Source organism: Vicinamibacterales bacterium (assembly GCA_036504215.1).
In the GTDB taxonomy this organism is placed as follows: Bacteria; Acidobacteriota; Vicinamibacteria; order Vicinamibacterales; family Fen-181; genus FEN-299.
On sequence record DASXVO010000071.1, the window covers coordinates 1 to 18,422 of the forward strand.

The 18,422-nt window shown below is 65.8% G+C and carries 21 protein-coding genes and 1 tRNA gene; 13 read left to right on the forward strand and 9 right to left on the reverse strand.

Annotation, left to right across the window (positions count from 1 at the left end):
- The 4 genes from VGK32_19810 to VGK32_19825 all read left to right on the forward strand — a co-directional run.
- Window positions 1–557: zinc-binding dehydrogenase (locus VGK32_19810; GenBank protein ID HEY3384017.1), on the forward strand; the 557-nt coding region annotated here is incomplete at its 5' end.
- A 79-nt stretch (window positions 558–636) separates the two neighbouring features.
- The gene (locus VGK32_19815) at window positions 637–1,470 is read left to right on the forward strand and encodes a carboxymuconolactone decarboxylase family protein (protein HEY3384018.1); all 834 of its coding nucleotides are present in this window, start codon (window positions 637–639) and stop codon (window positions 1,468–1,470) included.
- Window positions 1,471–1,496: 26 nt separating this feature from the next.
- On the forward strand, window positions 1,497–2,000 hold the full coding sequence (locus tag VGK32_19820) for a DUF2255 family protein (GenBank protein ID HEY3384019.1): 504 nt from the start codon (window positions 1,497–1,499) through the stop codon (window positions 1,998–2,000).
- Entirely contained in the window at window positions 1,997–2,695 is a 699-nt protein-coding gene (locus VGK32_19825; GenBank protein HEY3384020.1) for a pirin family protein, read from the forward strand. The genes VGK32_19820 and VGK32_19825 overlap by 4 nt, the downstream gene beginning before the upstream one ends.
- Before the next feature lie 129 nt (window positions 2,696–2,824).
- Here the strand turns inward: VGK32_19825 and VGK32_19830 are convergent, their stop codons facing one another.
- Both VGK32_19830 and VGK32_19835 read right to left on the reverse strand, forming a co-directional pair.
- Window positions 2,825–3,256 carry an ester cyclase gene (locus tag VGK32_19830; protein ID HEY3384021.1) on the reverse strand — a complete coding sequence of 144 codons (432 nt, stop codon included), beginning with the start codon at window positions 3,254–3,256 and terminating at the stop codon, window positions 2,825–2,827.
- A gap of 42 nt (window positions 3,257–3,298) precedes the next feature.
- The gene (locus VGK32_19835; protein ID HEY3384022.1) at window positions 3,299–3,535 is read right to left on the reverse strand and encodes a TraR/DksA C4-type zinc finger protein; all 237 of its coding nucleotides are present in this window, start codon (window positions 3,533–3,535) and stop codon (window positions 3,299–3,301) included.
- A 336-nt stretch (window positions 3,536–3,871) separates the two neighbouring features.
- On the opposite strand from VGK32_19835, the gene VGK32_19840 reads away from it, so the two are divergent.
- The 5 genes from VGK32_19840 (at window position 3,872) to VGK32_19860 (ending at window position 7,053) form a co-directional block, all read left to right on the forward strand.
- Window positions 3,872–4,405: a YceI family protein gene (locus VGK32_19840; GenBank protein HEY3384023.1), complete on the forward strand. Its 534-nt coding sequence runs from the start codon at window positions 3,872–3,874 to the stop codon at window positions 4,403–4,405.
- 62 nt (window positions 4,406–4,467) lie between these two features.
- Window positions 4,468–5,385: a pirin family protein gene (locus VGK32_19845; protein ID HEY3384024.1), complete on the forward strand. Its 918-nt coding sequence runs from the start codon at window positions 4,468–4,470 to the stop codon at window positions 5,383–5,385.
- Between the two features lie 38 nt (window positions 5,386–5,423).
- The gene (locus VGK32_19850) at window positions 5,424–5,570 is read left to right on the forward strand and encodes a hypothetical protein (GenBank protein HEY3384025.1); all 147 of its coding nucleotides are present in this window, start codon (window positions 5,424–5,426) and stop codon (window positions 5,568–5,570) included.
- A gap of 134 nt (window positions 5,571–5,704) precedes the next feature.
- Complete coding sequence (locus tag VGK32_19855) at window positions 5,705–6,277, forward strand: NADPH-dependent FMN reductase (protein HEY3384026.1); 573 nt, start codon at window positions 5,705–5,707, stop codon at window positions 6,275–6,277.
- Window positions 6,278–6,306: 29 nt separating this feature from the next.
- Window positions 6,307–7,053, forward strand: a complete 747-nt coding sequence (locus VGK32_19860) for a glucose 1-dehydrogenase (GenBank protein HEY3384027.1) — start codon at window positions 6,307–6,309, stop codon at window positions 7,051–7,053.
- On the opposite strand, the gene VGK32_19865 is transcribed toward VGK32_19860, so the two are convergent.
- The 4 genes from VGK32_19865 to VGK32_19880 all read right to left on the reverse strand — a co-directional run bounded on the left by VGK32_19865 (window position 7,020) and on the right by VGK32_19880 (window position 8,915).
- Complete coding sequence (locus VGK32_19865) at window positions 7,020–7,580, reverse strand: hypothetical protein (GenBank protein HEY3384028.1); 561 nt, start codon at window positions 7,578–7,580, stop codon at window positions 7,020–7,022. The genes VGK32_19860 and VGK32_19865 overlap by 34 nt on opposite strands.
- A gap of 68 nt (window positions 7,581–7,648) precedes the next feature.
- Complete coding sequence (locus VGK32_19870) at window positions 7,649–8,110, reverse strand: thioredoxin fold domain-containing protein (protein HEY3384029.1); 462 nt, start codon at window positions 8,108–8,110, stop codon at window positions 7,649–7,651.
- Window positions 8,111–8,257: 147 nt separating this feature from the next.
- Entirely contained in the window at window positions 8,258–8,458 is a 201-nt protein-coding gene (locus VGK32_19875; protein HEY3384030.1) for a hypothetical protein, read from the reverse strand.
- Window positions 8,459–8,825: 367 nt separating this feature from the next.
- Window positions 8,826–8,915: transfer RNA gene (locus tag VGK32_19880), tRNA-Ser, on the reverse strand.
- Between the two features lie 503 nt (window positions 8,916–9,418).
- Here VGK32_19880 and VGK32_19885 point away from each other — a divergent pair.
- Entirely contained in the window at window positions 9,419–9,988 is a 570-nt protein-coding gene (locus VGK32_19885; GenBank protein ID HEY3384031.1) for a nucleotidyltransferase domain-containing protein, read from the forward strand.
- A 422-nt stretch (window positions 9,989–10,410) separates the two neighbouring features.
- Here the strand turns inward: VGK32_19885 and VGK32_19890 are convergent, their stop codons facing one another.
- Entirely contained in the window at window positions 10,411–10,866 is a 456-nt protein-coding gene (locus VGK32_19890) for a hypothetical protein (GenBank protein HEY3384032.1), read from the reverse strand.
- A 17-nt stretch (window positions 10,867–10,883) separates the two neighbouring features.
- On the opposite strand from VGK32_19890, the gene VGK32_19895 reads away from it, so the two are divergent.
- On the forward strand, window positions 10,884–11,423 hold the full coding sequence (locus VGK32_19895; protein ID HEY3384033.1) for an N-6 DNA methylase: 540 nt from the start codon (window positions 10,884–10,886) through the stop codon (window positions 11,421–11,423).
- Between the two features lie 35 nt (window positions 11,424–11,458).
- Entirely contained in the window at window positions 11,459–13,417 is a 1,959-nt protein-coding gene (locus VGK32_19900) for a response regulator (GenBank protein HEY3384034.1), read from the forward strand.
- A gap of 72 nt (window positions 13,418–13,489) precedes the next feature.
- Here the strand turns inward: VGK32_19900 and glgB are convergent, their stop codons facing one another.
- On the reverse strand, window positions 13,490–15,703 hold the full coding sequence (gene glgB / locus VGK32_19905) for a 1,4-alpha-glucan branching protein GlgB (protein ID HEY3384035.1): 2,214 nt from the start codon (window positions 15,701–15,703) through the stop codon (window positions 13,490–13,492).
- A gap of 171 nt (window positions 15,704–15,874) precedes the next feature.
- Between glgB and VGK32_19910 the strand changes: the two genes are divergently transcribed.
- The gene (locus tag VGK32_19910) at window positions 15,875–17,656 is read left to right on the forward strand and encodes an amidase (protein HEY3384036.1); all 1,782 of its coding nucleotides are present in this window, start codon (window positions 15,875–15,877) and stop codon (window positions 17,654–17,656) included.
- Window positions 17,657–17,680: 24 nt separating this feature from the next.
- Here VGK32_19910 and VGK32_19915 read toward each other — a convergent pair.
- A partial coding sequence (locus tag VGK32_19915; GenBank protein HEY3384037.1) for a PhzF family phenazine biosynthesis protein occupies window positions 17,681–18,422 on the reverse strand: 742 nt, incomplete at its 5' end.

Below are 18,422 nucleotides of genomic sequence, written 5' to 3' on the forward strand. Positions count from 1 at the left end.
CCGCCGATGCGGCGAACGTCAAGCCGGGTGCGACGGTCGTCGTGGTGGGCGATGGCGCGGTCGGGCTGCTCGGCGTGCTGTCCGCGAAGCAGATGGGCGCCGAGCGGATCATCGCAATGAGCCGTCACCAAGCAAGGCAAACGCTCGCGCGCGAGTTTGGCGCAACTGACATTGTGAGCGAGCGCGGAGACGAAGGCGTCGCGCGCATCAAAGAGCTGACGAAAGGCGTCGGCGCGGACTCCGCGCTCGAGTGTGTCGGTACGCAGGAGTCCATGGCACAGGCCATCCACGCGACGCGACCTGGCGGATCCATCAGCTACGTCGGGGTTCCTCACGGTGTGGAGCTCGCCGGCGCGGAGCTGTTCTACACGCACGTGCACTTGCACGGCGGTCCGGCGCCCGTGCGCCGCTACCTTCCCCAGCTGATTCAGCTGGTGCAGAACGGGACCATCAATCCCGGCAAAGTCTTCGATCTCGAGTTGCCGCTCGAGCAAGTAGCCGAAGGATATCGCGCCATGGACGAGCGCCGCGCCATCAAGACGCTATTGCGTCCATAGATTCGCCGTTCGCACCAGGCAGCGGAATCCCGAGGCACTGGAGCGGATGAGCGATTGCGAAATTGACGGGGAGAACATCGTGAGGAGGATTGCTGGGACGTTCACGTTCATGTGGTTGATCGCCGCCGCGCTGATGCCTGCGAAGGGCAGCGAGGCTGGCCAACCGGAACAGTCGCAAGGAGGGACGATGCAGATGACAGAGCCCAACAACCAAGGCAGAACGCTGTCGCCTGAAGACGTTCGCACGGTCGCACCTGCGCTCGAGACGTACACTCGGGAACGCCTGTACGGGGACGTGTGGAAGCGTCCCGGCCTGACGCCGCGTGACCGCAGCCTCATCACCATTGCCGCGCTGATTGCTCGCGATCAGGCGCCGGCACTGACCTACTACCTGAACCAGGCGATTGAGAACGGGGTCAAGCCACGCGAGATCTCGGAGACCATCACGCACCTGGCGTTCTACGCTGGCTGGGCCAATGCATTCGCGGCCGCTCGCGTTGCGAGAGATGTCTTCGCACAGCGCGGCATTGGCGTCGATCAGCTCCCCGCGGCGTCCGTGCAACTGCTGCCGCTCGACGAGGCCGCGGAGGCCGAACGCGCGAAGCGCGTCGGCGAGCAATTCGGCTCAGTCGCACCGGGGGTCGTGCAATACACCACAGACGTGCTGTTCAGGGATCTCTGGCGGCGTCCCGATCTGGCGCCTCGGGACCGGAGTCTCGTCACTGTGAGCGCCCTGATCGCGACGGGACAGGCCGCGCAGCTGCCCTATCACTTGAACAGGGCGATGGACTACGGACTTACGCGGCCGCAGGCCGCCGAGGTCCTGACGCACCTGGCGTTCTACACAGGCTGGCCCAGTGTCTTCTCGGCCTTGCCACTCGCGAAAGATGTTTTCGAAAAGCGCCCACGTTGAACGGCGTCGTCCGGAGGAACTCACCCATGCGTAGACGCGCAGAACCCACGGCCGTCGAGTGGTCGCCGAACGAGCGTCGGCAAATCGCAGACAGCAACGACCTCCACATCTCGCCGCTTCGGGAAGATGGTAAGACCTACGGCACGCCGACGTGGATTTGGTCCGTCGTCGTGGACGGCGCCTTGTACGTCCGAGGCTACAACGGTCAGCAGTCGCGTTGGTATCAGGCCGCCGTGCGGCAAGGAGCCGGTCGCATTCGCGCCGCAGGCATCACGAAAGAGGTCGTCTTCGAAGCGGTCGCCGGTTCGATCAACAACCGCGTCGACGAGGCGTACCGAGCGAAGTACGGCGGCAGTCCGTACTTGACGCCAATGATTGGCACACGCGCGCGATCGGCAACGGTGCGGGTGATGCCACGGGTGCGGCTCGGCACCTCCAACGAGCTCAACCTGCTACACTTCAGCCAGGCGGACGGGCAGGTTCCGCTTGACCACAGGAGGCCGTCATCGAGGAAGAGAGGAGAATCATGATCACGATTCGCAAGGCAGAGGACCGTGGCCACTTCGACCACGGCTGGTTGAACACGTACCACACGTTCTCGTTCGCCGATTACCACGACCCGGCGCACATGGGCTTCCGCGGCCTGCGGGTCATCAACGAAGACCGTGTGAGGCCCGGGGAGGGGTTCGGCACCCATCCGCACCGCGACATGGAGATCATCTCCTACGTGCTCGAAGGAGCGCTCCAGCACCGCGACTCGATGGGCAACGGCGGGGTCATCCGGCCTGACGACGTGCAGCGGATGAGCGCCGGGACCGGCGTCACGCACAGTGAGTTCAACGCGTCGAGCGAGGAGTTGGTGCACTTCCTCCAGATCTGGCTCCTCCCGACGTCACGTGGCATCACACCCGGCTACGAGCAGACAACGTTTTCCGATGCCGAGAAGAAAGGGAAGCTCAGGTTGATCGCGTCGCCGGACGGGCGGGATGGCAGCGTGACGATCCACGCGGACGCACTGCTGTACGCGGGGCGGTTCGACGGGAAGACCGGTGGGGAACTGCCGCTCGCCAAGGGCCGGTACGCGTGGGTCCAAGTGACTCGCGGGAAGGCCCGCGTCAACGGCCACGTTCTGAAAGCGGGCGATGGCGCCGCCCTGTCGGACGAGGCGCTCGTTCGGGTCGAAGGCATGGAAGCCAGCGAGGTCCTGGTCTTCGACCTCCCGTGAACGCTACCGAGACACCGAGAATCTGGGAGACAACGGTGTCGACCGGGTGCCGCCGCGCGAACTCCCGGAGTCAGTCCTCGTACGGGGCCTTGAAAGCCGCCGCCGGGCACGCGACATCACCAACGAAGCTCAGAGCACGCCGATTTGCCGCAGGAACCCCACCTGGTCGTAGAACAGGTTCTCTTCGACGATCTCGCCGTCCTTCCAGCGCGCGACGGTGCAGAACTCGAGCTCGAACGTCTTGCCCGTCGCCTCGTGCACCTTGCCGTCGAGCCCGGTCCACGGGCCGACCATCTTGCCCTTCCACCGGGCAATCGTGCAGGTCCAGTCGCCCGAGCCGAACATCACGCGATACGGGTTGTTGTCGAGGTGGTTCTCGATCGATTTGAAGAACGCCTCGGACTCCATGTGGTGCGCGTCTCGACCTCGGGTCGGGTCGGGCTGGCCTGGCCAGTACACGTTCGTGTCCGCCGAGTGCCGCTTCCGAAATACGTTCCAGTCCTGCGCGTTCCAGGCATCGTCCAGGGTCTTCATCCGTTGCAGGTTCTCTTCAGCGCTCATAGGTCACCTCGCTTACACGCAGCCGGACCATCCGACCGCATCTCAGAGCGTCGACGGCGGCCGCGACGCGGCCTCCAGCAGCCTCTGGTGCCTGATGCAGTACGCCGCCCAAGGCACGGCATCCAGGCGCGTAATCTCGATTGGCCCGCCGTCAGCCAGGCAGCGCCCATAGCTCCCGTCGTCGATCCGCCGCAGGGCGTCACGAACCTTCTGCAGGACGGTCGCGTCGAGCTCCGCTGCCGTAAAGTCCTCACTGGCGGCTTCGTCCGCGACGGCCATATCACCCATATCCGCCGGTAGATCCACGATGTGATCTCGCGCTCGGTCTCCGGCCGCGCCCGCGCGGGCCGAAAGGCTCCCTTCCAGTGCGATCAGGCGTCGCCGGTACGTCTCGACATTCATCTGAAGCCCCCGGTCGGATTACCACTCCGCTCGGCCACACGCCCGCAATGGACGAGGCGCGCGGAGATGTCCTCCCGCGCGAGAGAATCGTGACGGCCGTGAAAACCCGTTACTCTTGATTTTAGAAGGCAGGGCGTGGTTCGCGGTAGGGAATCGTGCGGGGAAGCCCGGCCGGCTGAGCCGTTGCGTGCATCCCATCCCAAGGAGGAGATCATGGAAGGTCCGAACGGGGAGAGCACATCGACCGACGGCAGGATTCCCGTCGCGAGCGCGGCATCGCCCCAGGCGACGATCGCGGAACGGGCGAAGGCGGCAGTGGCGGCGGAATCGAGCCTGGACGTCTCGATCGACGCGTCGAGCCTCAGCACGCAGAACAGCGTGCGGGACAAGGACCTGCGCGGCCCCGACTTCTTCGATGCCGCGAACTTCCCGGCCATCCAGTACCACGGCCGCGGCATCCGGAGGGCCGGCGACGGCTGGGTCGTTGATGGCTCGCTGACTCTCCGCGGGGCCACGAAGCCGGTGCCGCTGTCTTTCACGTTCAAGGGGACGGCGCCGGCGCAACCCGGGAAGCCCGGTCGCGTCGCCTTCCATGCGACGGCCGCCGTCAAGCGCGCCGACTTCGGGATGACGCGCGAACTGCTGGACGAAATCGGCGCGGTGTCGCCGTCGCCCGATGTGTGGATCGAGATCGACGCGGAGTTGCTGGCGGCGCCTCCTTCGGGCAGTTCGTCGCCGCGGAGCTGAAAAGGCTGCCGTTGGGATTAGAATCGGGCGGCAGCCCACTTCCGATTCTGCAGGAGGTACACATGGCCATTCGCCCGGTCCGGAAGCTCGCCAAGGCCACGCCCACGCTCGAAGGCGCGGGTGTGCATCTGCGTCGTGCGTTCGGGTTTGGGGACCCGACCGAGTTCGACCCGTTCCTCCTGCTCGATGACTTTCGCGGCGACCGGCCGGAGGAGTACCGAGCCGGCTTCCCCTGGCATCCGCACCGAGGCATCGAGACGATCACGTACGTCCTGGCGGGAACCGTGGAACATGCCGACAGCCTGGGCCACAGGGGTGTCATCGGGCCGGGGGACGTCCAGTGGATGACGGCCGGTAGTGGTGTGCGCCACCAAGAGATGCCCGAGGGCGACTCGGACGGTCGGATGTACGGGTTCCAGCTCTGGGCCAACCTTCCGGCGCGGCTCAAGATGACGGCGCCGCATTACCAGGGCGTCTTGGCAGCCGAGATCCCGCTCCACACCGAAGCAGACGGGACCCAGGTTCGGGTCGTCTGCGGCAGTTACAAGGGAACGACGGGCCCCGTCCATGGGATTGCGGCCGATCCGATCTACCTGGACGTGGCGGTGCCCGCGAACACGCGGACGGCGCTGCCGGTCGAGGCCGGCAGGCTCGCGTTCGCGTACGTGTTCGCGGGGAAGGGCGCCTTCTGCGACGCATCCGGCCTCCTCTCGGTGCCATCCGAGAGCGCGGGATGGGCGGACACGGCACCTCCACGCGAGGCCGAGAACCGCACGCTCGTGCTGTTCGGCCAGGGGGACGAGGTCGGCGTGCAGGCCGGTCCCGATGGGGTCCGGTTTCTCCTGGTGTCCGGGAAGCCGCTCCGGGAGCCGGTCGCGTGGTACGGCCCCATCGTGATGAACACCCAGCAAGAGCTCCGGCAGGCGTTCCAAGAGCTGGAGGACGGGACGTTTCTGGATCGCGGTCAAACGCGCGCGTAGCGTCTCCTCGCACGGGTGGCGAAGACCGAGGAGGACCAATGGCGACGCCGATTGTGGTGACGATCTCCCGCGCGTTCGGCAGCGGAGGCGCGAGGTGTCATACATTCCTGACAACCGGCATCCTCGTCACGCGGAGGCCGGGAGCCAGGCTGGCGGAAGGTGCCAGCCGCGTCGAATCGGGATGAGGATCGTGGCGCGGTACAGCTCGCTGATGTCTGCGATAGCGCGAAGCCCTTGCGACGGGACATCGCACGCGTGCGTCGGCCAGATGCGAGCGGGGCGGTGATTCGCGGAGGGGAGCCGTCAACTGGAGGAAGTTATGACCATGTACAAGGTTGGGTACTTCGTTGGGAGCCTCGCGAAGGCGTCCATCAATCGGAAGCTTGCGCGCGCGCTGATGCACCTGGCGCCGAGGGAGCTGCAGATGGAAGAAATCCCGTTCGGCGATCTTCCGCTCTACAGTTACGACTACGACGCTGACTTTCCGCCGTCGGCAAGGGCTCTCAAGGACGCGATCGCGTCCGTGGACGCCGTGCTCTTCGTGACGCCCGAGTACAACCGCTCGATCCCAGGCGCATTGAAGAACGCGATCGATTGGGCGAGTCGTCCCTATGGAACGAATTCGTTTACGCGCAAGCCATCAGCGATCATTGGCACGTCCCCGGGGAAAATCGGCACCGCTGTCGGGCAACAGCATCTGCGCAGCATCCTTGCGTTCTGTAACTCCCCACTGATGAATGCGATCGAGGCCTACATCCAGTTCACACCCGGCCTGATCGGCGAAGACGGCGAAGTCACCGACGACGCGACCGCCGACTTCCTGCGCGCGTACATGACGGAGTTTCTCGCCTTCATCGAACGCGTCTACACCGCATTGCCCCGAAACCCTTAGCATCCGGATCGGAGGGCGACATGAAAGGATTGGACGGCAAGGTGGCGATCGTCACCGGAGGAGGGTCGGGCCTCGGTGAGGCGATCGGTAAGGCACTTGCCCGCAGAGGTGTGAAGATTGTCCTCTCCGACATCAACCTGAACGGTGCCGAGAGGGTCGCGGCAGAGATCCGCAGTGCAGGCGGGACCGCCGACGCGGTCCAACAGGACACCGCCCGGGCCGCCGACTCCGAGGACGTCGTGAACCAGACGCTGAGTGCGCATGGAGCGCTGCACTATGCGGTCAACAATGCGGGCATCGGCGGCGCACAGGCACCGGCGGGCGAGACAGACCTGGCGGACTGGAAGCGGGTGATCGACATCAATCTCAACGGCGTCCTCTTTGGCATGCGATACCAGATTCCGGCGATGCTCAGGACGGGGGCGCGCGACTGCGCCATCGTCAATATGGCCTCGATCCATGGGACCGTTGCGGCGATTGGGAATGGCGCCTATACGGCGGCAAAGCACGGGGTTGTCGGGCTCACGAAGAACGCAGCGGCTGAGTACGGGCCGCAGGGACTCAGAATCAACTGCGTAGGTCCGGCCTACATCGAGACGCCACTTCTGGCAAACCTTCCCGCTGATTTCCGGACGCAGCTCATAGCGCGTCACCCGCTCGGAAGGCTTGGCCGGCCCGACGAAGTTGCGCCGCTGGTTTGTTTTCTCCTGTCGGATGAAGCCTCGTTCATGACAGGTGGGTACTACCTCGTGGACGGGGGATATACGACAGTCTGATCCGGGTACCCTATCGCGAACAGCGACGCCGCGTTCACGGGCGAGGATTGTGGTTCGTCGGGGAGCTCGCCAAGCTGTCCCGACCGGTCAGAGCACGCCGATTTGCCGTAGGAACCCCACCTGTCGAAGAAGAGATTCTCTTCGACGATCTCGCCATCCTTCCGGCGCGCGACCGTCTCACAGCGTCGACGGCGGCCGCGACGCGGCCTCCAAGAGCGTCTGATGCTTGATGGTACGCCGCCCAAGGGCACGGCATCCAGGCGCTTGGTCTCGATCGGCCCGCCGTCGGCGAGGCAGCGCCCATACGTCCCATCGTCGATCCGCCGCAGGGCGTCACGGACCTGCTGCAGAATGGTGGCGTCCAACTCCGCTGCCGAGACATCCTCACTCGCGGCTTCGTCTGCGACGGCCGTATCACCCGTATCCGCCGACTCGAGAACGTGATCTCGCGCCCTGCCGCCGTCGGCGACCCCGCGGGCCGAAAAGCTCCCTTCCAGTGCGATCAGGCGTCGCCGGTGTCTCGACATTCATCTGAAGTCTCCCGGTCTCTGTGCGGCCGGGGCGGATTGGGCTCCCCATCCGCACGGTGCCATGATCATCCCCAGACGGACGCCTTCTTCGCCCAGACGCTGTCCTGGTACCGGGCCTTGAAGGCGGCGGCCGTGGCCACGAGGTCCTTGGCGTCGCCGGACGCCTTGTAGCGCGACACGCCCGCCCAATACTGCGCGGCCGGAGCGCCCTCGCTCGCCGGAAGGAGGCGGAGCACCTCCTCGAAACGGCCTTCTGCATCCTTGTACGAGCCCGTATGGAAGGCGATGTGGCCCAGGCCGAGCCACACCTCAGACAGGAAGTCGTCGAGGGGCAGAAAGCCCTCGATCCTGTGGCGCTCGACGCCCTCGGAGTCGAGCATCAGGATGGTGGGGGTCCACTGCGCCCCGTACATCGCACCGAAGCGCTTGAAGTCCGCCGCCTGGTCCTTGACGTGTACGCGCGCTGGGAGAAACCTGTCAGTCACCAGCGAGACGACGCGCTGGTCCGGCCACACCTCGGCTTCCAGCCGAGCGCAGCCGCCTCACATCGGGGCGGCGCTGAAATCGAGCATGACCGGCTTGCCTTCCCGCTTCGCCTGCGCAAGCACCGCATCGACGTCGTGACGCCAGCTGATAGTCATGGACACCTCCTTCGTGACGTTCTACATACGATGCTACGCCAGAACCGGGCCGTCGTGCACCGCGGCCTGTCGCCCGGGACGGACTGCCGAGCCCGGTGATACCTGCCCGGCGTCGTCCGGAACGAGGACGGCCCGCCGGTTCCAGCCGTTGATTGCGGTCACGGCGAACGTGAGGTCGACGAGTTCCTTTTCCGAGAACTCGACGCACGCCTGACCGTAGCCCTCGTCGGGCACGCGATCGATGCCGACCCGCGTAACCGTCTTCGTCCACGCCAGCGCCCGTTCACGATCGGTTCGTTTGGTGCAAGGAGGTCGGCCGCAGGGCGTCAGCGGCCGATGCCGGAGCGGCCGGTCGGCCGCCCGCTGCGATGCGGAACAGGGCGCGCAAGGTTCGTGGTGAGGTTGTGGTGCGATGTGGTGACGTTGGCTCAGCGCATCCGTGTAAGTGATTGACGGGATGGGCTCCTGAGGTCCCACGCGACCCGACACCACCGAGGCATGTTGTTGACAGAGGGGGGCTTAGTGGACCGAAGGCCGAGGGAATCTTGCTCTCTTTGGGGCTGACTGTAAGTGCTTGTAAATAAATGACTTACAGTGTGGTTGGCGGAGAGAGAGGGATTCGAACCCTCGGTAGAGTTTCCCCTACACACGCTTTCCAAGCGTGCGCCTTCAACCACTCGGCCATCTCTCCGTTCGAGTGGGATCAACAGTTTACCGGAGCGCGGCGAACCCTGCAAAAGCAATCTGTGACGTGACTGTGACGTGAGGTCGTCGGGGACCTCGACGATCGTCTCGATTTCGGCCTCACTTGCCGGCTTGCCGTTGCCGTTTGCGGCGTCTCCGCCTCGCCGCAGGTTGTCCAGCGCATCGAGCGCCTGGCGCTTCGCGTCGATCCGGATAACCGAATGAAGCCGCGACGAAGACTCAACCGTGACGCTAACGTTGTCGGCCGGCGCCTCGTTCCTGAGCGCCTTGAGGACATCGCAGCCGACGGGTCAGTCGGAAGCAGAGCGTCTTTGCCGTTCACGACCTCGGGGCCGACTCGCCATGGCTTTCATTGCCCTCGGTCGGTGAACGCAATCTGTGTGAACTATCGCATTGACCGCCATGCCCAAATCGGGCATGATAGCGCCCATATTGGGTGTGAAGTCTGGTTCTCGTCGATCTGGCCGCAAGAGTTTGGCGGACGCGCTGTTGACCAAGACACAGCAGCGGGTCTTCGGTGTGCTTTTCGGCCAGCCCGAGCGTAGCTTCTATGCCTCGGAGCTGATTCGGGACGCTGGCACCGGCTCTGGAGCGGCGCAGCGCGAACTCGCGCGGCTGGAGGCGAGCGGGCTGATCGTCGCCCGACGGATTGGCCATCAGAAGCATTACCAAGCCAACGCGGCATCGCCGTTGTATTCAGAACTGCGGAGTATCGTGCTGAAGACGGTCGGTCTCGCCGAGCCGCTGCGCGATGCCCTCAAGCCCTTGTCGAAGGCGATTCGCGCGGCCTTCGTGTACGGTTCGGTGGCCAAGTCGACCGACCAATCGGCAAGCGACATCGACCTGATGATCATCAGCGACAGCCTCGCGTACGGCGAAGTCTTCGGCGCCCTCGAGCGGGTCACACGCACCGTGGGTCGAAGGGTCAACCCCACGGTGTACACGGCTGCCGAGTTTTCAAAGCGCGCCCGAACGGAAAACGCATTCCTGACGCGGGTGCTCGAACAACCGAAACTCTGGGTGATTGGAACCGAACATGACCTCCCCGTCGCCGCTTGAGCGCCTCGCAGGTCCAGGGAACGTCCTCGCAAAGGAACCTCCCGACGCGAAGGAGTGTGCAGGGCTCGTGCGTTCCGGGCTGGCGCGTCTGACGGACGCGGAGAATGAAACGAACTCGCTCGACAGCAGGTTCGATCTGGCCTATAGCGCCGCCCACTCGCTATGTCTGGCGGCGCTCCGGCACCGCGGATTCCGGCCATCGAAACGGTACATCGTATTTCAGATACTGCCAGACACTCTCGGCCTTGGCCCGGAGGTCTGGCGAGTTCTGTCGAAGTGCCACGAGATGCGGAATCGGACCGAGTACGAAGGCGCCCTCGACGTGGACGACCGGCTGGTCTTGGATCTGATCGGCGCCTGTCGCAAGGTCGCTGGCAAGGTCAGAAGTCTGCCGCCGATTCTAGAAGAGTCGAAGTAAGCTCCTACAAACCACGGCACAACGCAAGGCGGGAACGAAGAAATCCAAACAGGCGGCTGACAGCCAGAACGGCGGCATCGTCGCGCTCACCAAGGAGCTCTTCCAGGCGGCGATTACGCTCCGCGGCTCGGTCGAACCGGCCGACCACAAGCGCTACGTCCTGCCGATCATCTTCTCGCGTTTCCTTTCGATAAGGTACGACCGCCGGCGCGCAGAGATCGAGGCGCTCGTCGCAGACAAGAAGAGCGACTACTACGGCGACAAGAAGGCCATCCACGATCCCGACGAGTATCGTCGCGTCGCCGCGTTCGTGATTCCGGAAGCGGCGCGGTGGGAGAACCTGCGCAAGGCGGCGCAGGCCGACGACATTAAGGTGAAGCTGGACGACGTGCTCGAATCGCTCGAGACCAAATACCCGGACAAATTGAAGGGCTTCTGCCGCGCATCTACGCGGGATCAAACCTCGACGCCGTCAGCGTGCGCGGTCTCATCAATCTGTTCAGCAAGGACGTCTTCGGAGCCGATCACGGCGGCGACGATCTGATCGGCCGCGTCTACGAGTACTTCATCGGCGAGTTTGCGTCGAGCGAGGGGAAGCGCGGGGGCGAGTATTTCACGCCCGTCTCCAGCGTCAAAACGCTCGTCGCGATGCTGGAGCCCGAGAAGGGCATCGTCTTCGACCCGTGCTGCGGGTCGGGCGGCATGTTCGTGCAGTCAGATCTGTTCACGAAGCACAGCCATCAGCTCTCGTCCGTCGGACAACCACTCGGCCATCTCTCCGCGTCGAGGACATCGGCCGGCTTCACGCGGGCGCGGAACAGGGCCGATGGTACGTCCGATAATTGTAGCACTGCCGACGCCCGGCCAGCGCAACGCCCTGGCCCCTCCCTTGCGCGAACCTCGTCACCTCCGTTGCACACAAATTCGCGCATTGCCCATCGCGGACGACCTCATGGCAAAGAAAGCACCGCAGAATGCCTAACGTTCCCGGACGCCGGCGCCGATGAACTGGGGTGATGACCACGGACCGCCCCCCGATTCGCCCGTAGACCATGCCACAGCCCGACACGACGATCACGATAGCATTGGCGACGCGCGACCAGGACAGTGCGGTCCTGACGGCCGCTCTGCTTTCACAGGTCAACGGCGGGTCATTCTGCCTCCGGCGTGTCCCGACCGACGAAACGGCGGCTGTCGAGCAGTTTCGAAGTGCCGCACATGACGTGTGCCTGATCGACCTCCGAATGCTGGACAGGGACGGTCTACTTCTGTCGGCAGCCCTCGGGCGCGGCCGGCCGGTGATGATCCTGACGGAGCACGAAGACGCTTCCCGCGACGAGCGGTTGATCCGGGCGGGCGTCTGGGACTGCCTGGTCACTGCGAATCTGACGTCCACGGCCCTCGTCAGGAGCGTCCGCCGAGCGATCGAACACAACCGGCAGACCCGCACGGTGACCCATACCGAGGACGCGCTCCGCCGGGCTGAGTCGCGCTTCCGTTCGCTCGTCGGCGCGTCGGCGTACGGCATCTGCCGCACGACGATCGACGGCCTCATCGTCGAGGCGAACCTCGCCCTGGCGGTGATGCTCGGTCTCGAATCCGACGCCGGCCTGGTCGGCCAGAACATTCTCCCGTACTACCAGGACGCCACCGACCGTGAGCGCCTGCTCGTCGCGTACCGGGCGGGCGGGCGAGTGGCGCCGATCGAACTGCAATGGCGCCGCGCGGACGATACGCCCATCTGGGTGCGGCTGAGCGGACGCGCGGTGCAGTCGGAGGACGGCGTTCTCGTCGGTCTCGAGATGCTGGTCGAGGACGTGACCGAACATCGGCAACTCGAGAACCAGTTTCGCCAGTCACAGAAGATGGAAGCGGTTGGCCGGCTCGCAGGCGGCGTCGCGCACGATTTCAACAACCTGCTCACCGCGATGCTCGGGTACGCGGAGATGCTCCGCGACCGCCTGCCCGAGGACGACGCGTGCCGGCACGACATCGAGGAAATCCGCAAGGCTGCCGAGCGGGGCAGCGCGCTGACGCGGCAACTCCTCACCTTCAGCCGGAAACAGACGCACGAGCGCCGGACGATCGACCTCAACGCGGTGGTGAGCGGCTTCGACAAGATGCTGCGGCGGTTGATCGGCGAGGACATCGAGTTGCGGACGCTGCCCGACGCGCAGCAGGCGTCCGTGCGCGCCGACCCCGGCCAGGTCGAACAGGTGATCATGAACCTTGCGGTCAACGCGCGGGACGCGATGCCGGAAGGCGGCTGCCTGACGATTGAGACGGCGAACATCGACCTGGATGCGAGCTATGCGCGAACCCACGCGGAGGTCGTGCCGGGACCGTACGTCATGCTGGCCGTGAGCGACACGGGCTGCGGCATGACGCCGGAAGTCCTCTCCCACGTGTTCGAGCCGTTCTTCACGACCAAGGCGCACGAGAAGGGATCGGGCCTTGGCTTGGCCACGGTCTACGGGATCGTGAAGCAGAGCGGCGGCCACATCTGGGTGTACAGCGAGCCGGACAAGGGCAGCGCCTTCAAGATCTACCTCCCGCGGGTGAACCATTCCGCCGCCGCAACCGTACCATCCGTCGCCGTGCAACCGGCCTGCGGCAGCGAGACGATTCTTCTGGTCGAGGACGAACCCTCGGTGCGCTGCCTCTCGCGCGACGTCCTGGCGCGCCACGGCTACCAGGTGCTCGTGGCCAACCACGGGCGCGAGGCGCTGGCCGTCGCGCAGGCCTTCAACGGCGAGATCGACCTCCTCCTCACCGATGTGGTCATGCCCGGCATGAACGGCCGGGAACTCGTGCGCCACATGCTCTGGATGCGGCCCCACATCCCCGTCCTGTACATGTCCGGCTACACCGACCACACCGTCATGGCGCCCAGCATCCTGGAGCCCAACACGGCGTTCCTGCAGAAGCCATTCACTCCTGACATCCTGGTCACGACAGTGCGGAGGATTCTGGACAACAAGCTGGTCGCCGCCAAGTCAGCGAACAACTGACCGCGACCGGTGGTCACTGCGTCTCGCGGGATCCACCAGCAACTGGCCACTGTCGGCCACCCACCGTTCGTGTCAGTCGCGTTTCAGCTTGAAGACGAGGCACGAGAGCGGTGGCAGCAGCAGTTGCAGCCGGTGCGGGTGGCCGTGCGCTGGCCGGGGCACGGATAGGACCGCGCCGCCGTTCCCCAGGTTCGACCCGCCGTAGATCTCCGCGTCGGTGTTCAGCAACTCCCGATAGACGCCCGGCTCGGGCACGCCGACGACGTAGTCGTGGCGGACGACGGGCGTGAGGTTCAGCACGAAGACGACGAAGTCGCCGGGATCGCGGGCGAAGCGGGCGAACGACACGACGCTGTTTTCGTTGTCGTTGCAGTCAATCCACTGGAAGCCGGCGGGGTCGAAATCGAGCTCGTGCAGGGCTCGCTCGTGGCGGTAGAGCGCGTTGAGATCCTTCACCAGGCGTCGGATGCCGGAGTGCGGCCACCGATCGGCGAATTCCCACTCGAGGCCGCGGTCGTGGTTCCACTCCGGCCACTGCCCGAACTCGGAGCCCATGAACAGCAGCTTCTTCCCCGGGTGGCCGAAGAGGAAGCCATAGAGCGTCCGCAGGTTCGCCGCCTTCTGCCAGTCGTCGCCCGGCATCTTGCCGATCATCGAGCCCTTCCCGTGCACGACCTCGTCGTGCGAGAACGGGAGGATGAAGTTCTCGTGATAGGCGTACAGCATCGAGAACGTGAGCTGGTTGTGGGCCCAGCGGCGGTGCACGGGATCCTGGCGCATGTACGCCAGCATGTCGTGCATCCAGCCCATGTTCCACTTGTAGGTGAAGCCCAGGCCGCCGAGGTGCACGGGCCGGCTCACGCCGGGCCACGCCGTGGATTCCTCCGCCGCCGTGATCGAACCCGGCTGTTCGGCGTGGGTGAGCGTATTCAGCGTGCGCAGGAAGTCGATCGCCTCGATGTTCTCTCGTCCGCCGTACCGATTCGCGATCCACTGGCCCGGCTCACGCGAGTAATCGAGGTAGATCATCGACGCGACCGCGTCCACGCGGAGACCGTCGATATGGTATTCCTCGAGCCAGAACAACGCGTTGCTCAGCAGGAAGCTCCGCACCTCGTTTCGGCCGTAGTTGAAGATCAGCGTGCCCCAGTCCTGGTGCTCGCCCTTGCGGGGATCCTCGTGCTCGTACAGCGCGGTGCCGTCGAAGCGCGCGAGGCCGTGCGCATCCTTCGGAAAATGGCCGGGCACCCAGTCGAGCAGGACGCCGATGCCCGCGCCATGGCAGGCGTCGATGAAGGCCTTGAAATCTTCGGGCTCGCCGAACCGGCTCGTGGGCGCGAAGAACCCGATCACCTGGTAGCCCCACGACCCGGCGAACGGATGCTCCATCACCGGCAACAACTCGATGTGCGTGAAGCCCATCTCTTGCACGTAGGGCACGAGGCGTGCGGCGAGTTCGCGGTACGAGAGAAACTGCTGTCCGTCGGCGCCGCGCGCCCACGACCCGACGTGCACCTCGTAGGTCGACATCGGTCGGTCGAGCCAGCTGTTCGTCCGGGCGCGCGTGTCCATCCACGCGGCGTCGCTCCAGTTGTAGCGGCCGATATCGCACACGACCGCCGCCGATTTCGGCGGCACCTCCGTGCGGCGCGCGTACGGATCCGTCTTCTGGAACGCCTCGCCGCGGCGCCCTCGCAGCTCGAACTTGTACGTCTCGCCGCTCCCGATGCCGGGGATGAAGAGCTCCCAGACGCCGTGAGGCATCAGCAGCCGCATCGGATTCGCCCGGCCGTCCCATCGGTTGAAATCGCCGACCACGCTGACGCGCACGGCGTTCGGCGCCCAGACGGCGAAGTGAACGCCGGAGACCGACCCCACCTGCATCGGATGCGCGCCGAGCTTGTCCTGGGCGCGAAGCTGGGTTCCTTCGGCCAGGAGATGGAGATCGAAGTCATCGAGGATCCGACCGAATCGGTACGGATCTTCGTTCGTCGTCACCGCCCCGTCCTTCCACCTCGTTCGCAGGTGGTACTCCGCGAGCGGCTCGCCCTGCCAGCCGGGAACGATCAGTTCGAACAGGTTCGTGCCCGCGCGTCGCGACATGGCGAGCGGAGCGCCGGGAAGCGCTGCGATCAGCTCGACGGCTTCCGCGGCCGGGTTGAACACACGGACGACCAGCACCGTGCGGCCGTCGATCGTCCCGACGTGCGGACCGAGCACGGCAAAAGGATCGGGATGCGATCCCTGTTCGAGCGCGAGGACGGCGGCGTCAGGTCGTTCGCTCATGCCATGTTCTTCGTCTTCGGTTCTTCAAGTTCCGTTCCGCGTGCAGGGTGCGTTTTCGGCGTCCCGATAGTATTCTAGCCCGCGCACCGGGCCCCTGACGGTGCAATCCACGCCATCAACCGCTCGGGCGGAGGCAGCGGCTTCCCTCGATGATCTCTCCGGAGGGCATTCATGAAGGATCGTGCAGCGAAATCCCACGCTCGGCGGATCGGACGGCGCGCTTTTCTGGGCACGGTTCCGGCCGCGGTCGCCGCGGGAATGACCGTCCCCGCGCTGGCGCAACAGACGACGAAGCCTTCCGCCCCTCCGGCGCCTGCACTTCCGCCTGGGGCCGAGACGCCGTTGCACTTCGGCACCGACACGCTGCGAAGCGCGGAACGGATCTTCGGCGTGCGCTTCAAGGAATCGGAAGAAGAGATGATGGTCCGCGGCGTCAACCGCAATCTCGACAGCTACGAGACCTTGCGCAAGCTGAGTGTTCCGCTCGACACCGAGCCCGCGTTCACGTTCCGGCCCTACCTGCCCGGCAGGAAACCGCCAGCCCCCGGAGCGCGAGCGAAGTCGTTGAAGGTGTCCGCACCGGTCGTTCGCGTGACGTCGAACATCGAGGATCTCGCGTTCCAGCCGGTCACCGCGCTGGCCCCGCTCGTGCGCGACCGCCAGGTGTCGTCATCCGATCTGACCAGGATGTATCTCGCCCGGCTGAAGAAGCACGGCGAGACGTTCAAGTGCGTCGTGACGCTCACCGAAGAGCTCGCGCTGGCGCAGGCCGCGCAGGCGGACAAGGAGATTCGTGCCGGACGCTATCGCGGGCCGCTGCACGGCATTCCGTGGGGCGCGAAAGACCTGTTCGCAACCAAGGGCATCCGCACGACGTGGGGCGCCAAGCCGTACGAGAACCAGGTGCTCGATCTCGACGCCACCGTGGTCGAACGGCTGCGCGAGGCCGGCGCGGTACTCGTCGCCAAGCTGTCGATGGGCTCGCTCGCGCAGGGCGGCGTCTGGTTCGGCGGCAGCACGAAGAACCCCTGGAACATCGAGCGCAGCTCCAGCGGGTCGTCGGCCGGGCCGGCGTCCGCAACAGCCGCGGGCCTGGTCGGCTTCTCGATCGGCACCGAGACGCTCGGCTCGATCATGTCGCCGTCGAGCGCGTGCGGGGTCACCGGCCTCAGGCCGACGTACGGCCGTGTCAGCCGGTACGGTGCGATGGCGCTGAGCTGGACGATGGACAAGATCGGGCCGATCTGCCGGACGGTGGAAGACTGCGCCTTGGCGTTCAACGCGATCTACGGATCGGATGGCCGGGACGACACGGTCGTGGACGCGCCGTTCGCCTGGAATCCGGACGTGCCGCTGTCGAAACTGCGGGTCGCCTATGTGCGCGCGGAGTTCGAGGACCTGCCCGCCAACCTGAGCGAGGAACGGAAGAAGCAGGCCGAAGCCGAGCGTGCGGTGTTGCAGCAGGCGCTCGTGGACCTGAAGCGGGCCGGGGCACAGTTGACGCCGATCGACCTGCCCGACTTCCCCGTGTCGGCCATCCGCTTCATTCTGAGCGCCGAAGCAGCGGCCGCGTTCGACGACCTGACGCGGACGCGCGGCATCGATCAGTTGACGGCGCAGGGCCCGGGCGACTGGCCGAACTCGTTCCGCACGCACCGCTTCGTCACGGCCGTCGAGTACATCCGGGCGCAGCGCGCACGCACGCTGCTGATGCGCCGGCTCGACCAGCTCATGTCGGCGCACGACGCCTTCGTCTCCGCGACCCGGTCCACGAGCCTGACGATGACCAACCTGACCGGGCACCCGGCCATCACGTTGAAGGCCGGCTTCGTCGAGAAGATGCCAGTCGGCCTGATGATCACCGGCCGGCTCTACGACGAGGCGACGGTCCTGCGCGTGGCGCTTGCATACGAGCGGGCGACCAAGTGGGTGGGGATGCACCCGGCGGTCTGACGAGACAGGGATTGGGGTCAGGGGTCAGAACGCCCCCCCGATCCCGACCACTTCCAACTGCCCGCTGCCCACGACCACCGCCTCGCCACCCACCCGTACGCGGGTGATGGTGGTGCCGGCAAGGTCGATCGCGATATGGATGCGGCTTGGGCGCCGTATCTTCACGCCCTGGAGACTGATGATGCGCCCCGCCCGTTCGGGCGGAACGACCCTGTGATGGACCAGGTAGGATCCCAGCGGACCGCTGGCGGCGCCGGTCGCGGCATCCTCCGCCACACCCAGGCCGGGCGCGAACATCCGGCTGTACACCGTGGCGTCGTCCTGCCCCCGCTCCGCGCTGAACAGGAACACGGGCAACTCGCCCATCGGCACGGCGTGGAAGAATCGGCCTGCGATCGCGCGGTCGAACGCCGCGCGGTCGACGGCGTCCCGCGTGACGAGCGGCACCATCAGGAACGGGACGCCGCACGACACGACGCGGACCGGGAGGCGCGTCTCGAGGATCTCCTGGGGCTCGACGTTCAGGGCGCCGGCGAGGAGCGGGATCTCGACCGCCGGCTCACCGAACGTCGGCGGCAACTGCGTCATCCAGGCGAACGCCAGGCGGCCGGCGTCCCACCGCAGCTCAACCGGCACCGGACCGACGCCAAGGCCGAAGGTCACGAGCGTCCGGCCGGGAGCGAGGGTGCCGGCGTGCGCCAGCGCGAACGCCGTGCCGATGGTCGGGTGGCCCGCCATCGGCATCTCCTCGCCAGGCGTGAAGATG